The sequence below is a fragment of the Comamonas kerstersii genome (assembly GCF_002056725.1).
GTDB classification, from domain to species: domain Bacteria; phylum Pseudomonadota; class Gammaproteobacteria; order Burkholderiales; family Burkholderiaceae_C; genus Comamonas; species Comamonas kerstersii.
Genome location: NZ_CP020121.1, coordinates 1762661 through 1777019 on the forward strand (window position 1 = coordinate 1762661; position 14359 = coordinate 1777019).

At 56.7% G+C, this 14359-nt stretch carries 14 protein-coding genes and 2 pseudogenes; 6 read left to right on the forward strand and 10 right to left on the reverse strand.

Annotated features, from left to right (window positions below):
* Positions 1 to 11: 11 nt before the first annotated feature.
* Positions 12 to 680, reverse strand: a complete 669-nt coding sequence (locus B5M06_RS08245) for a recombinase family protein (protein WP_023434504.1) — start codon at positions 678 to 680, stop codon at positions 12 to 14.
* Between the two features lie 125 nt (positions 681 to 805).
* Between B5M06_RS08245 and B5M06_RS08250 the strand changes: the two genes are divergently transcribed.
* The gene (locus B5M06_RS08250) at positions 806 to 3691 is read left to right on the forward strand and encodes a Tn3 family transposase (protein WP_006473469.1); all 2886 of its coding nucleotides are present in this window, start codon (positions 806 to 808) and stop codon (positions 3689 to 3691) included.
* Positions 3692 to 3856: 165 nt separating this feature from the next.
* Here the strand turns inward: B5M06_RS08250 and floR are convergent, their stop codons facing one another.
* From floR to B5M06_RS08285, 6 genes are all read right to left on the reverse strand, one after another.
* Positions 3857 to 5071 carry a chloramphenicol/florfenicol efflux MFS transporter FloR gene (gene floR, locus B5M06_RS08260; RefSeq protein ID WP_054065445.1) on the reverse strand — a complete coding sequence of 405 codons (1215 nt, stop codon included), beginning with the start codon at positions 5069 to 5071 and terminating at the stop codon, positions 3857 to 3859.
* Positions 5072 to 5287: 216 nt separating this feature from the next.
* On the reverse strand, positions 5288 to 6259 hold the full coding sequence (gene folP / locus B5M06_RS08265) for a dihydropteroate synthase (protein ID WP_054065446.1): 972 nt from the start codon (positions 6257 to 6259) through the stop codon (positions 5288 to 5290).
* Positions 6253 to 6600, reverse strand: a complete 348-nt coding sequence (locus tag B5M06_RS08270) for a quaternary ammonium compound efflux SMR transporter QacE delta 1 (protein WP_000679427.1) — start codon at positions 6598 to 6600, stop codon at positions 6253 to 6255. Before B5M06_RS08270 ends, folP begins: the two co-directional genes overlap by 7 nt.
* A gap of 163 nt (positions 6601 to 6763) precedes the next feature.
* Positions 6764 to 7555 carry an ANT(3'')-Ia family aminoglycoside nucleotidyltransferase AadA1 gene (gene aadA1, locus B5M06_RS08275; RefSeq protein WP_001206316.1) on the reverse strand — a complete coding sequence of 264 codons (792 nt, stop codon included), beginning with the start codon at positions 7553 to 7555 and terminating at the stop codon, positions 6764 to 6766.
* 112 nt (positions 7556 to 7667) lie between these two features.
* Entirely contained in the window at positions 7668 to 8498 is an 831-nt protein-coding gene (locus B5M06_RS08280) for an oxacillin-hydrolyzing class D beta-lactamase OXA-1 (protein WP_001334766.1), read from the reverse strand.
* A gap of 118 nt (positions 8499 to 8616) precedes the next feature.
* Complete coding sequence (locus tag B5M06_RS08285; protein ID WP_000186237.1) at positions 8617 to 9249, reverse strand: type B-3 chloramphenicol O-acetyltransferase CatB3; 633 nt, start codon at positions 9247 to 9249, stop codon at positions 8617 to 8619.
* 183 nt (positions 9250 to 9432) lie between these two features.
* Here B5M06_RS08285 and B5M06_RS08290 point away from each other — a divergent pair, with 183 nt between their 5' ends.
* Positions 9433 to 9684 (forward strand): type II toxin-antitoxin system Phd/YefM family antitoxin, encoded by a 252-nt coding sequence (locus B5M06_RS08290; RefSeq protein ID WP_032492621.1) that lies wholly within the window; start codon positions 9433 to 9435, stop codon positions 9682 to 9684.
* Positions 9681 to 9935 carry a Txe/YoeB family addiction module toxin gene (locus B5M06_RS08295; protein WP_032492620.1) on the forward strand — a complete coding sequence of 85 codons (255 nt, stop codon included), beginning with the start codon at positions 9681 to 9683 and terminating at the stop codon, positions 9933 to 9935. The genes B5M06_RS08290 and B5M06_RS08295 overlap by 4 nt, the downstream gene beginning before the upstream one ends.
* Before the next feature lie 72 nt (positions 9936 to 10007).
* Here B5M06_RS08295 and B5M06_RS08300 read toward each other — a convergent pair whose 3' ends face one another.
* The 3 genes from B5M06_RS08300 to B5M06_RS08310 all read right to left on the reverse strand — a co-directional run bounded on the left by B5M06_RS08300 (position 10008) and on the right by B5M06_RS08310 (position 11817).
* On the reverse strand, positions 10008 to 10562 hold the full coding sequence (locus B5M06_RS08300) for an aminoglycoside N-acetyltransferase AAC(6')-Ib4 (RefSeq protein ID WP_003159191.1): 555 nt from the start codon (positions 10560 to 10562) through the stop codon (positions 10008 to 10010).
* A gap of 145 nt (positions 10563 to 10707) precedes the next feature.
* A complete protein-coding gene (dfrA17, locus tag B5M06_RS08305; protein WP_001389366.1) occupies positions 10708 to 11181 on the reverse strand; it encodes a trimethoprim-resistant dihydrofolate reductase DfrA17 in 474 nt (157 codons plus the stop codon).
* An 81-nt stretch (positions 11182 to 11262) separates the two neighbouring features.
* Positions 11263 to 11817: an aminoglycoside N-acetyltransferase AAC(6')-Ib4 gene (locus B5M06_RS08310; protein ID WP_003159191.1), complete on the reverse strand. Its 555-nt coding sequence runs from the start codon at positions 11815 to 11817 to the stop codon at positions 11263 to 11265.
* Between the two features lie 160 nt (positions 11818 to 11977).
* Here B5M06_RS08310 and intI1 point away from each other — a divergent pair.
* The 3 genes and pseudogenes from intI1 to B5M06_RS08320 all read left to right on the forward strand — a co-directional run.
* A pseudogene (intI1, locus tag B5M06_RS17430) lies at positions 11978 to 12277 on the forward strand (class 1 integron integrase IntI1); the annotation flags it as partial.
* Positions 12278 to 12631: pseudogene (locus B5M06_RS08315) on the forward strand (TCP-1/cpn60 chaperonin family protein); the annotation flags it as partial. It lies immediately after the preceding pseudogene.
* Between the two features lie 226 nt (positions 12632 to 12857).
* Positions 12858 to 14204 (forward strand): transposase, encoded by a 1347-nt coding sequence (locus tag B5M06_RS08320; protein ID WP_080025203.1) that lies wholly within the window; start codon positions 12858 to 12860, stop codon positions 14202 to 14204.
* Positions 14205 to 14359: the final 155 nt, after the last annotated feature.

Sequence of the window (14359 nt, forward strand, 5' to 3'; positions counted from 1 at the left end):
TGGAGGTTCCTTCAGTTTTCTGATGAAGCGCGGAGGTGGCTCAACTTGCGAAAAGAAACGAGTTGCGACGTAAGTCCGAGAACATGCTTTCCATGGTCTCTGAGCTCGCCTTTGGGACCGACATATCGGTAGAGAGTGACGCGCTCGATGCCGAGTTCCTTGCAGAGATCGGAAACTGAAGTATCGCGCTGGGCCATGGCGGCTTGCGCGAGACGCACCTGAGCTTTGGTGAGCGCGAATTTTCGTCCGCCCTTGCGACCGCGCGCTCTCGCGGAGGCGAGACCCGCCATGGTGCGCTCTCGGATCAGATCCCGCTCGAACTCGGCCAAGGTGGCGAAGATTCCGAACACCATGCGACCGGACGCAGTCGTGGTGTCGATCTGAGCGCCCTTTCCAGTCAGAACCCGCAGGCCGATCTTGCGGTCTGACAGCTCCTTCACCGTGTTGACCAGATGGGCAAGCGATCGTCCGAGGCGATCGAGCTTCCAGACCACCAGCACATCGCCGTCACGCAATGACTTGAGGCAGGCAGTCAAGCCAGGGCGATCATCACGACCGCCGGAAGCAAGATCATCATAGATATTGTCCCGTTCGACACCTGCGGCGCGCAAGGTGTCGTGCTGCAGGTCGAGAGACTGCGAGCCATCGGCTTTGGAGACGCGGGCATATCCGATCAGCATGTATCACAAACGTTGGTTTGAGGCGGCGCTTCGGCCACGATTGCATTGACCTCTGGAAATGTATCTCAACCAGCTTCATAAACAAAGCGTCTTGAACGCTATCAGATTTTGAAAAAGGAACATGTATGCCGCGTCGCGTCACTCTAACCGATCGGCAGAAAGACGCGCTGTTGCGCTTGCCGACTTCACAGACGGATTTGCTCAAGCACTATACGCTGAGTGATGAAGACCTTGGGCATATCAGGCTGCGTCGGCGCGCTCACAACAGGTTCGGCTTCGCCCTGCAATTGTGTGTCCTGCGCTATCCCGGCCGGGTGCTGGCTCCAGGCGAACTGATCCCTGCAGAGGTCATCGAATTTATCGGAGCGCAGCTTGGCCTGGGTGCCGACGATCTCGTAGACTATGCTGCCCGCGAGGAAACACGGCACGAGCATCTTGCCGAGTTACGGGGGCTCTACGGCTTCCGCACCTTCTCCGGACGTGGTGCGAGCGAGCTGAAGGAATGGTTGTTCCGAGAAGCCGAGATGGCGGTGTCGAACGAGGATATCGCCCGTCGCTTCGTAGCCGAGTGCCGACGCACCCGCACTGTCCTTCCCGCGACATCCACGATCGAGCGGCTTTGTGCCGCGGCTCTCGTCGATGCCGAGCGACGCATCGAGACGAGGATCGCCATTCGTCTGCCTATGTCGATCCGAGAACAGTTGCTGGCATTGCTCGAGGAGACGGCTGATGATCGGGTGACCCGTTTTGTGTGGCTGCGCCAGTTCGAGCCTGGCTCGAACTCTTCGTCGGCCAACCGGCTGCTCGACCGGCTCGAATATCTGCAACGCGTCGATCTCCCCGAGGATCTGCTTGCCGGCGTTCCTGCCCATCGGGTGACTCGTCTGCGCAGGCAGGGTGAACGGTATTATGCCGACGGCATGCGCGATCTCCCGGAGGACAGGCGGCTTGCGATCTTGGCTGTTTGCGTCTCGGAATGGCAGGCGATGTTGGCCGACGCAGTGGTCGAAACCCACGACCGGATCGTCGGCCGTCTCTACCGTGCTTCGGAGCGTATTTGCCATGCAAAGGTCGCAGACGAAGCGGGGGTGGTGCGTGACACCCTGAAATCCTTCGCCGAGATCGGGGGCGCCCTGGTCGATGCACAGGATGATGGCCAGCCGCTGGGCGACGTCATCGCGAGCGGATCAGGGTGGGACGGCTTCAAAACCCTTGTTGCAATGGCAACCAGGCTCACCGCCACCATGGCCGACGATCCGCTCAACCATGTGCTCGACGGTTATCACCGCTTCCGCCGATACGCTCCACGCATGTTGCGCCTGCTCGATCTGCGAGCTGCGCCCGTTGCACTGCCGCTTCTGGAAGCGGTGACGGCCCTTCGTACCGGTTTGAACGATGCCGCGATGACCAGCTTCTTGCGGCCCAGCTCGAAATGGCATCGCCACCTTCGGGCCCAGAGGGCTGGCGACGCTCGCCTATGGGAGATCGCGGTGCTGTTCCATCTGCGCGATGCGTTCCGCTCCGGAGATGTCTGGCTTACTAGGTCCCGGCGCTATGGCGATCTGAAACACGCACTCGTTCCGGCACAAGCCATCGCGGAAGGCGGTCGTCTCGCTGTGCCATTGCGGCCGGAGGAATGGCTGGCAGACCGGCAAGCTCGCCTCGACATGCGGTTGCGCGAGCTTGGCCGTGCCGCTCGCGCAGGCACGATCCCGGGCGGGTCGATTGAAAACGGCGTTCTGCATATCGAGAAACTCGAAGCCGCCGCGCCGACAGGCGCCGAAGATCTGGTGCTCGATCTCTACAAGCAGATCCCGCCCACGCGCATCACCGATCTCCTGCTGGAGGTGGATGCGGCGACCGGCTTCACCGAAGCGTTCACCCATCTGCGCACAGGAGCACCCTGCGCTGACCGGATCGGGCTAATGAACGTTATCTTGGCGGAAGGGATCAACCTCGGCTTGCGCAAAATGGCGGATGCGACAAACACCCACACCTTCTGGGAATTGATCCGCATTGGACGGTGGCATGTCGAGGGCGAAGCCTATGACCGGGCGCTGGCCATGGTGGTCGAGGCACAGGCAGCGTTACCCATGGCCCGGTTCTGGGGCATGGGCACGTCGGCTTCGAGCGACGGACAGTTCTTCGTCGCTACAGAGCAAGGTGAGGCCATGAACCTGGTCAACGCGAAATATGGCAATACCCCGGGCCTGAAAGCCTATAGCCACGTCTCCGACCAATATGCGCCGTTCGCAACCCAGGTGATTCCTGCAACGGCAAGCGAAGCGCCTTACATCCTCGATGGCCTGCTGATGAACGATGCTGGACGCCATATCCGCGAGCAGTTCACCGACACGGGCGGCTTCACCGATCACGTCTTTGCCGCATGTGCCATTCTCGGCTACCGGTTCGCTCCGCGCATCCGCGACCTGCCATCCAAACGGCTCTACGCGTTCAATCCGTCGGCCGCCCCGGCGCACCTGCGAGCGTTGATCGGCGGAAAGGTCAACCAAGCCATGATCGAGCGCAATTGGCCCGACACCCTGCGCATCGCCGCCACCATTGCTGCCGGGACCGTCGCGCCAAGCCAGATTCTGCGGAAACTCGCCTCCTATCCGCGGCAGAACGAGCTCGCGACAGCCCTGCGGGAAGTCGGTCGCGTCGAGCGCACCCTGTTCATGATCGACTGGATTCTGGATGCCGAACTCCAACGGCGTGCCCAGATCGGGCTCAACAAAGGCGAAGCTCATCATGCGCTGAAGCGGGCAATCAGCTTCCACCGCCGCGGTGAAATCCGCGACCGTTCCGCCGAAGGCCAGCATTACCGCATCGCCGGCATGAATCTGCTCGCCGCCATCATCATCTTCTGGAACACCATGAAGCTCGGCGAGGTCGTTGCAAACCAGAAACGCGATGGAAAGCTGCTATCGCCCGATCTCTTGGCCCATGTTTCGCCGCTCGGATGGGAACACATCAATCTCACCGGAGAATATCGCTGGCCAAAGCCTTAGCGTAGGATTCCGCCCCCTCCCGCAAACGACCCCGAGCTGGCGGTCGATGACCGGCCGCCACGGGACAAGGGAAATGAGCGGTATCTTGCCAGACAGGATACCGCCATTCACGAGGTTTCGAAGATTATTGCGCCGCATCGGAGCGGGCTTGCTTCCAGTCGTCGGCTAGACGACTGGCGACTTCTCGGTGGCAGCATCACGGGATCGAAGGAGCGCCAGCCCCAACGACACCAGCACTGCCATTGCCGTGGCGTAACAAATCACGGGCCACGCTGTATCGCCGTTTAACAGCGTCACCGCCAATGTCCCGACGATACTGACTATCAGGCTTTGGATGCAGAAGTAGAACGCAACCGCTGATCCAGCGATGTCGTCGAACTGCGCAAGTGCGCCGTTGGCGGTAACGGACACCGTGAAGACAATGCCGACCGCGACAACCCACATCGGTAGGATGAAGGTGAGGAATGACGGCGAGCCGTAAAGTTCGCCGATCCCCAACAGGACCGCTCCGCAAACAAGCAACGCCATCCCACGCGCCACGCATCCTGCGATGCCCCATCTGGCGACAAAGGACTTCGCGAAACGGGTTGTCACGATCATTACAAGCGCGACAGTGGCGAAGGCAAAGCTGAATCCGATCTCGGAATATTCCGCTTGGCCTATGAGCACACCGGGAGCCGTCGAGAAGAAGACGAAGTAGGTGCCCATACCGGCGCTAAAGCCGACAGTGTAAACCCAAAAAGCCGGACTCGCGAAGATCGGCAAGACAGATCGGCGCGTCTTGACTTGATCCAGAGGGCGGGTTTCGTGCCACCTGAAACCCGCATTTAGGAGTGCGAGCATCGCCAGTATAGCCAAAGTAATGAATATCGCCTGCCATCCCAAGAACTCGCCGATCAATGCTCCGGCGATAGGGCCGAGCGCAGGCACGAACGCCAGCATCGAACTGAAAAGGCCGTAGATGACGACACCCTCAGGACGGTTGGCATAAACGTCGCGAACCGTCGCGAACGTCGCCACCAGCATGGCCGACGCGCCCACTGCTTGAAGTAGACGGAAAGCGACAAAGGCCGGTGCAGTTGAAGACCAAGCTGCTCCCAGAGACGCAATGACGAAAGCCGTTGCGCCCGCAAGTAGAATTGGCCGTCGCCCGATTCTGTCTGAGAGCGGACCAAAAATCACCTGGCCCACGCCGAGCATCACCATATAGAGGCTCAACGTGAGTTGGATCATAGCGGGCGTCGTGTTCAGGATGCCGGGCATCGCTGGAACGACAGGGAGATAAATATCCATCGCCAGTGAAGCGAGGATGTCGAAAGGAGCCATCAGCAGCAGTGCTGCCGGCAGCGTATAGGCCCACGCGGGGCGTGTGGTGGTCATGACGAATCAACCCTCGATTAAGGAATACCGGGCGACGTCTGCTCGTCAGCAATCAGATGAGACTAGCCTTACAGAGCGCCGCAACAACAATACTGGTTGTTGCGGCTTACTTGTCTGCTGACTTGGAATTTCCCATCTGATTACTCCACGCTTACGAATATGAATTGCTACATTTTATCCGATTATCTTTTGCTTCGCAATGCGGCATGGGCGCACTCAGCGTTCCAGCCCCCTCTGCCGCCCTAACTGCCACGACACCGACCCGCCCTGCACGATGCCCATAACCTCGCGGCCGAGTTGGCGGTCGATGATCGGCCGCCACGGGACAAGGGTGAACTCATGGGATTTCTCGACCACGGCGAACTTGCCGCTCGATAGATGCACGGTTCCGGTAAACTTGCCGCTGACGCTCTCGCCGTCCGTGGCGGCGCGGAACGGCAGGCCCTTACTCAAAGCCATATCCGATCCGACGCCGGCTACCTCGCGCTCCCGCAGGATGGCGAGAAGGTTGCGCCGGTAGAAGACGCGGCTGTCCCGGCTGCGGGTGGCGTCGCCCTGTTCGATATGGTGCTCGCGGCGCTGGTCCATGGCTTCGCGGACTTGTTGCCCGAAGCCGGTTGGCGCAAGGTCGGCCGTCTCGCCATGGACCAATCGCCGGTCCATCCCCGGATCGAGGATGAGCCGGTCGGCAGCGACCCCGCTCCGTCGCAAGGCGGAAACCCGCGCCTCGAAGAACCGCACAATCTCGTCGAGCGCGTCTTCGGGTCGAAGGTGACCGGTGCGGGTGGCGATGCCATCCCGCTGCGCTGAGTGCATAACCACCAGCCTGCAGTCCGCCTCAGCAATATCGGGATAGAGCGCAGGGTCAGGAAATCCTTGGATATCGTTCAGGTAGCCCACGCCGCGCTTGAGCGCATAGCGCTGGGTTTCCGGTTGGAAGCTGTCGATTGAAACACGGTGCATCTGATCGGACAGGGCGTCTAAGAGCGGCGCAATACGTCTGATCTCATCGGCCGGCGATACAGGCCTCGCGTCCGGATGGCTGGCGGCCGGTCCGACATCCACGACGTCTGATCCGACTCGCAGCATTTCGATCGCCGCGGTGACAGCGCCGGCGGGGTCTAGCCGCCGGCTCTCATCGAAGAAGGAGTCCTCGGTGAGATTCAGAATGCCGAACACCGTCACCATGGCGTCGGCCTCCGCAGCGACTTCCACGATGGGGATCGGGCGAGCAAAAAGGCAGCAATTATGAGCCCCATACCTACAAAGCCCCACGCATCAAGCTTTTGCCCATGAAGCAACCAGGCAATGGCTGTAATTATGACGACGCCGAGTCCCGACCAGACTGCATAAGCAACACCGACAGGGATGGATTTCAGAACCAGAGAAAGAAAATAAAATGCGATGCCATAACCGATTATGACAACGGCGGAAGGGGCAAGCTTAGTAAAGCCCTCGCTAGATTTTAATGCGGATGTTGCGATTACTTCGCCAACTATTGCGATAACAAGAAAAAGCCAGCCTTTCATGATATATCTCCCAATTTGTGTAGGGCTTATTATGCACGCTTAAAAATAATAAAAGCAGACTTGACCTGATAGTTTGGCTGTGAGCAATTATGTGCTTAGTGCATCTAACGCTTGAGTTAAGCCGCGCCGCGAAGCGGCGTCGGCTTGAACGAATTGTTAGACATTATTTGCCGACTACCTTGGTGATCTCGCCTTTCACGTAGTGAACAAATTCTTCCAACTGATCTGCGCGGGAGGCCAAGCGATCTTCTTCTTGTCCAAGATAAGCCTGTCTAGCTTCAAGTATGACGGGCTGATACTGGGCCGGCAGGCGCTCCATTGCCCAGTCGGCAGCGACATCCTTCGGCGCGATTTTGCCGGTTACTGCGCTGTACCAAATGCGGGACAACGTAAGCACTACATTTCGCTCATCGCCAGCCCAGTCGGGCGGCGAGTTCCATAGCGTTAAGGTTTCATTTAGCGCCTCAAATAGATCCTGTTCAGGAACCGGATCAAAGAGTTCCTCCGCCGCTGGACCTACCAAGGCAACGCTATGTTCTCTTGCTTTTGTCAGCAAGATAGCCAGATCAATGTCGATCGTGGCTGGCTCGAAGATACCTGCAAGAATGTCATTGCGCTGCCATTCTCCAAATTGCAGTTCGCGCTTAGCTGGATAACGCCACGGAATGATGTCGTCGTGCACAACAATGGTGACTTCTACAGCGCGGAGAATCTCGCTCTCTCCAGGGGAAGCCGAAGTTTCCAAAAGGTCGTTGATCAAAGCTCGCCGCGTTGTTTCATCAAGCCTTACGGTCACCGTAACCAGCAAATCAATATCACTGTGTGGCTTCAGGCCGCCATCCACTGCGGAGCCGTACAAATGTACGGCCAGCAACGTCGGTTCGAGATGGCGCTCGATGACGCCAACTACCTCTGATAGTTGAGTCGATACTTCGGCGATCACCGCTTCCCTCATGATGTTTAACGTTTGAAATAAGGGGCGCCGAGCGCCAGCGAGGGGAGCCAAAAGCTTGCTTTTGGCCGTCCCGACTTGATTGAAGGGTTGGGCGATTTTGCCATTAGATTTTTTATAAATTTAGTGTGTTTAGAATGGTGATCGCATTTTTCTTGGCTTTTATGCTTGATGTTAAATTCGACCCCAAGTTTCCTGTAAGTGCGGACACAAAAACATATTTATGTCCTGATTTGCTTATAATAAACCCTTCAAACCATCCGTTTTGTAAGGTTCTATTTGCTGTGAATCCTGCACCAGTTTTCCCATACAGTTTTGTACTATTATCCAGATCTTGTAGATACATGTTCTCTATGGTGTTTTCTATGGCTGAGTTTTTAACTGGGAGATTGTGATTAATAATTTTACGCAGGAATTGAATTTGTTCTTCTGGTGAAATTTTTAAGCTACTTTCGAGCCATGCTTCTGTTAATCCGTTGTTTCTTTCTTTATCTCCAGAGAAGTCTTGATTTCCATAATCAAAATCTTTGAGATAATTCTTGATTTTATTTAATCCAATTTTTTGGGTTATTTCTTGCGAAACCCAAACAACAGAAAATTGCATCCACGTCTTTGGTGTATGATTGCTGTTCCAGATCTCCATTCCTTTGGGGGTTTTATCCCATTTGAATATGGTTTTCTGATCTATTATTTCCGCATCAAATGCCATAAGTGATAATGCGATCTTGAAAGTTGAATCTGGTGCCATTTGCGTTGCACACTTTGCTTTATTGAATTGAGCAATTTCAGCGTTTGTGGATGCATCGTAAAGTAAAAAACAACCTTCAGTTCCTTCAAATAATGGAGATGCAACAGTAGAGATATCTGTTGATGCACTGGCGCTGCTGTAGATAATATTTGCAATTATTAAAAAAATAGCGAAGTTGATATGTATTGTGTTTTTCATAATAAGTATTGGTTTGGTAAAGGGCTTAATTTTAACGGCTAACAATTAATGAGGCTCCGGGTTCGCCCAACGCCTGAAATAAGCCGTGCCGCGAAGCGGCATCGGCTTGATTGAATTGTTAGACGGCAAACTCGAGCCAATACTTGTGCAGGCCAACAATATTAGACGAGCACAGCATGGGCATTGCCGCTTTGATCTTCTCCAGTGACCAATTCCACCACTCCATCTCCAGAAGCAATGAAATTTCCTCATCGGTGAAGCGTTTCTTAATCTTCTTAGCGGGATTGCCGCCAACGATAGCGTAAGGCTCCACATCTTTTGTCACCAACGAGCGGCTGCCTATCACCGCACCGTGCCCGATCTTGATTCCGGGCATGACCATTGCCTCAGAGCCGATCCAAACGTCATTGCCAATGACAGTATTACCTGCTTTTTGGAAGGCATCGAGTGCGCTTGAGAATGCAGGTTCTTCCTGCATATAAAAGAACGGGAAAGATGATGCCCAGTCGTACCGATGCCCCTGATTGCCAGCCATGATAAAGGAAGCCCCACTCCCGATAGAGCAGAAACTACCGATGATCAACTTATCAACGTCATCACGGTCCGGAAACAGATACCGTGCGCAGTCATCGAATGAGTGCCCATGATAGTAGCCAGAGTAATAGCTGTACCGCCCAACTTTGATATTGGGGTTCTTCACTTGCTCAGAAAGCAGCTTGCCTTTGAAGGGGCTATCAAAGTAGTTGGTCATAAGAGATCCCGCGGTCTGTGACTTTGCCGTCTAACGTTTGAAATAAGGGGCGCCGAGCGCCAGCGAGGGGAGCCAAAAGCTTGCTTTTGGCCGTCCCGACTTGATTGAAGGGTTGGGCGTTTTTTTGCCTCGCCTTCGAGTTGCTCTTGTTGTACAATTTTCTGTACATGTACGGAGGATGTTATGGACGCTATCACTTACACACACGCCCGCGCCAACCTGGCTGGAACCATGGATCGTGTTTGCAACGATCATGAGCCGGTGATCATCACACGTAACGGCGACCAATCGGTTGTGATTCTCTCGCTGGAAGATTTCCAGGCGCTGGAAGAAACTGCGTATCTGCTGCGCAGCCCCGCCAACGCCAAGCGGCTTTTCAAGTCGATCGAGCAACTTGAAGCGGGCCGAGGACAGGCGCGGGAGTTGGCCGAATGAGATTAATTTTTTCCGATGATGCATGGGAAGATTATCTGTTCTGGCAAAAACAAGACCGCCGCATGGTTGATCGAATTAACAAGCTAATTAAAGAAACCACCCGAGAGCCTTTCTCTGGAGTGGGCAAGCCAGAGCCATTAAAACATGCTTTGGCCGGTTATTGGTCTCGTCGAATTACGGATGAGCACCGAATGGTTTACAAAGTGGCGGATGATGCCCTTTGGATCGTTCAACTCAAGTACCACTACTGAAAAGACGCCCAACGTTTGACATGAGGGGCGGCCAAGGGCGCCAGCCCTTGGACGTCCCCCTCGATGGAAGGGTTAGGCATCACTGCGTGTTCGCTCGAATGCCTGGCGTGTTTGAACCATGTACACGGCTGGACCATCTGGGGTGGTTACGGTACCTTGCCTCTCAAACCCCGCTTTCTCGTAGCATCGGATCGCTCGCAAGTTGCTCGGCGACGGGTCCGTTTGGATCTTGGTGACCTCGGGATCATTGAACAGCAACTCAACCAGAGCTCGAACCAGCTTGGTTCCCAAGCCTTTGCCCAGTTGTGATGCATTCGCCAGTGACTGGTCTATTCCGCGTACTCCTGGATCGGTTTCTTCTTCCCACCATCCGTCCCCGCTTCCAAGAGCAACGTACGACTGGGCATACCCAATCGGCTCTCCATTCAGCATTGCAATGTATGGAGTGACGGACTCTTGCGCTAAAACGCTTGGCAAGTACTGTTCCTGTACGTCAGCAAGTGTCGGGCGTGCTTCTTCTCCGCCCCACCACTCGACGATATGAGATCGATTTAGCCACTCATAGAGCATCGCAAGGTCATGCTCAGTCATGAGGCGCAGTGTGACGGAATCGTTGCTGTTGGTCACGATGCTGTACTTTGTGATGCCTAACGTTAAGTTCAGCGGCAGCTTTTAAGTTGCGGCTTTGTGGAATACTTTTGCGCAGCAAAACCACAAAGACGCGACTTAAAAGCTGTCCAAGGAGCGAAGCGACTGGTGCTGCAACGCATTGTTAGCCTTTTTTCCAAATCTGGTATGTATAATTTATATTAGACATAAAAAACTGTTCAAAAACCAAATTGAAATTCTCAGGCATTATAGGGAATTTGATATCACCTTCGACTTCAACGTGAACAGTAGACAAATGAATTATATCTGCTTTTTCAATAAGGCTATTATAGATTTGACCCCCGCCAGAGACATATACATGATCTGTAACTTTTGATAGCTCTTTCAAAGCATTTTCTATTGAAGGAAAAACTAGGACGTTTTCATTTGAGCTTGAAATTCCGTTCTTTGACACTACTGCATATTTGCGATTTGGAAGAACACCCATAGAGTCAAATGTTTTTCTTCCGACAAGGAGCCATTGATTATATGTGAGCGCTTTAAAGAGTAGTTGCTCACCTTTTACTGACCACGGGATATCAGGACCACTACCGATTACGCCATTTTCTGACACTGCAGAAATCAATGATATTTTCAATTTAACTCCCTTAATGGCTAACGTTTGACATGAGGGGCGGCCAAGGGCGCCAGCCCTTGGACGTCCCCCTCGATGGAAGGGTTAGGCATCACTGCGTGTTCGCTCGAATGCCTGGCGTGTTTGAACCATGTACACGGCTGGACCATCTGGGGTGGTTACGGTACCTTGCCTCTCAAACCCCGCTTTCTCGTAGCATCGGATCGCTCGCAAGTTGCTCGGCGACGGGTCCGTTTGGATCTTGGTGACCTCGGGATCATTGAACAGCAACTCAACCAGAGCTCGAACCAGCTTGGTTCCCAAGCCTTTGCCCAGTTGTGATGCATTCGCCAGTGACTGGTCTATTCCGCGTACTCCTGGATCGGTTTCTTCTTCCCACCATCCGTCCCCGCTTCCAAGAGCAACGTACGACTGGGCATACCCAATCGGCTCTCCATTCAGCATTGCAATGTATGGAGTGACGGACTCTTGCGCTAAAACGCTTGGCAAGTACTGTTCCTGTACGTCAGCAAGTGTCGGGCGTGCTTCTTCTCCGCCCCACCACTCGACGATATGAGATCGATTTAGCCACTCATAGAGCATCGCAAGGTCATGCTCAGTCATGAGGCGCAGTGTGACGGAATCGTTGCTGTTGGTCACGATGCTGTACTTTGTGATGCCTAACTTTGTTTTAGGGCGACTGCCCTGCTGCGTAACATCGTTGCTGCTCCATAACATCAAACATCGACCCACGGCGTAACGCGCTTGCTGCTTGGATGCCCGAGGCATAGACTGTACAAAAAAACAGTCATAACAAGCCATGAAAACCGCCACTGCGCCGTTACCACCGCTGCGTTCGGTCAAGGTTCTGGACCAGTTGCGTGAGCGCATACGCTACTTGCATTACAGCTTACCAACCGAACAGGCTTATGTCCACTGGGTTCGTGCCTTCATCCGTTTCCACGGTGTGCGTCACCCGGCAACCTTGGGCAGCAGCGAAGTCGAGGCATTTCTGTCCTGGCTGGCGAACGAGCGCAAGGTTTCGGTCTCCACGCATCGTCAGGCATTGGCGGCCTTGCTGTTCTTCTACGGCAAGGTGCTGTGCACGGATCTGCCCTGGCAGGGCATCAACGAAGACCAGAACCTGGGCATCGCCATCACCCGCCGTGCGCTGGAAGCCCCGCTGCGCGCCATCGTGGCCAACGCCGGTGAAGAACCGAGCGTGATCGTGGCCAACGTCAAGGCCGGCGAAGGCAGCTACGGCTACAACGCCGCCACCGGCGAGTTCGGCGACATGATCGCCATGGGCATCCTGGACCCGACCAAGGTGACCCGCTCGGCCCTGCAGCACGCCGCTTCCGTCGCCGGCCTTGCGATCACGACCGAAGTGGTCGTGGCCGAAGTGCCGAAGAAGGAAGAGCCGGCCATGCCGGGTGCTGGCGGTATGGGCGGCATGGGCGGCATGGATTTCTGATCCGGTTGGCCCGGTCGTCAGGGAACCGGACCGCGCCAGCGCGGTCCGATCCCGGCAACGACCCGACATCAAGGCCCCAAGGACGGGGCCGGAGCCCGGCAGCGATGCCGGGCTTTTTGTTGTGCCCGCGCCGCGGCAATGTCTGACGCGAAGATCAGAACGCACCGATACGAACGTGCGAACACAGGCGCAACACTGAGCAGCCGTCCCCGCACCGGAGCGCTGCGTGCCGCGCCTCGCCACATCCCGGCGGCAAGCCGCGGGATGCGCGCCACTGCCGTCCGCCCACACCGGTTCGCGGTACGCGCGCCACGCGCCCGAGCGCACGCTGCTGTACGCGTTGGTAGAGGCGCACTACCCGGACTTCATTGCACGGATCGAAGCGGAGGGCCGCTCGCTGCCCGGGTATGTCCGCGAGGCGTTCGATGCCTACCTGCGTTGCGGCGTACTCGAGCACGGCTTCCTGCGGGTGGTGTGCGAGCACTGCCGTGCAGAGAGGCTGGTGGCCTTCTCCTGCAAGAAGCGCGGGTTCTGCCCGAGTTGCGGCGCGCGACGCATGGCCGAGAGTGCGCGGCACCTGGTCGAGGAGGTGTTCGGCCCGCGGCCTGTGCGGCAATGGGTGCTGAGCTTTCCGTACCCCTTGCGTTTCCTGTTCGCCAGCAAGCCAGAAGCCATTGGCCCGGTGCTGGGCATCGTGCAGCGCGTGATCGCCGGCTGGTTGGCCGATCAAGCCGGCATCGACCGCGCCAGCGCCCAGTGCGGCGCGGTGACGCTGATCCAGCGTTTCGGCAGCGCGCTGAACCTGAACATCCACTTCCACATGCTGTGGCTCGACGGCGTGTACGTGGAAGCCACCGAGCTGCCGCGGCGCGAACTGCGCCTGCACCGCGCCCGTGCGCCCACCACCGCGCAGTTGACCCAGCTGGCAGCTACCATCGCGCACCGGGTGTGTCGGCACCTGACGCGCAAAGGCTGGCTCGAAGGGGAGGGCGAATCGGCCTTCCTGGCAGACAGCGCTGCAGGCGACGACAGCATGGATGGGCTGCGGATGAGTTCGATCACCTACCGCATCGCCACCGGCCGCGACGCTGGCTGCAAGGTCGTCACGCTGCAAACGCTGCCCGGTGACGCCGGTTCGCTGGAGGGCGAAGCCGGCAAGGTCGGCGGCTTCTCACTGCATGCCGGCGTGGCGGCCGAAGCACACGAAAGCCACAAGCTGGAAAAGCTGTGCCGCTACATCACGCGCCCGGCGATCAGCGAGAAGCGGCTGTCGATAGCGCTCCAGGGCAGGGTGCGTTACCAGCTCAAGACCCCGTGGCGCAATGGCACCACGCATGTGGAATGGGATCCGGTGGATTTCATCGCCAAGCTGGCGGCGCTGGTCCCTCTCAAGCGGGTCTTTTCCATCGACGTCACCGCCTGCGTCCACTGCGGTGGCACCGTGCGGATCGTCGCCAGCATCGAGGAACCCACCGCCATCCGCGCCATCCTCGCCCACTTCGAGAAGCACGGCGCGCGGGAAGAAGCGCACTACAGGCCCGCAGCGCGCGCGCCGCCAGTGCAAGCCGCGTGACGATCTGCCGGCTGCACAGCCGACGGCGAAACCGGAATCCGAGCCGATGCGGCCACGATCCGCAGGGCGGCGCTCGGCCCGCTGTCGGGAATCAGCGAAGCATGGCTGCTGACAACGCCGCTGCGTGGCCCCGCGATGCCGAAATCCCACTCACA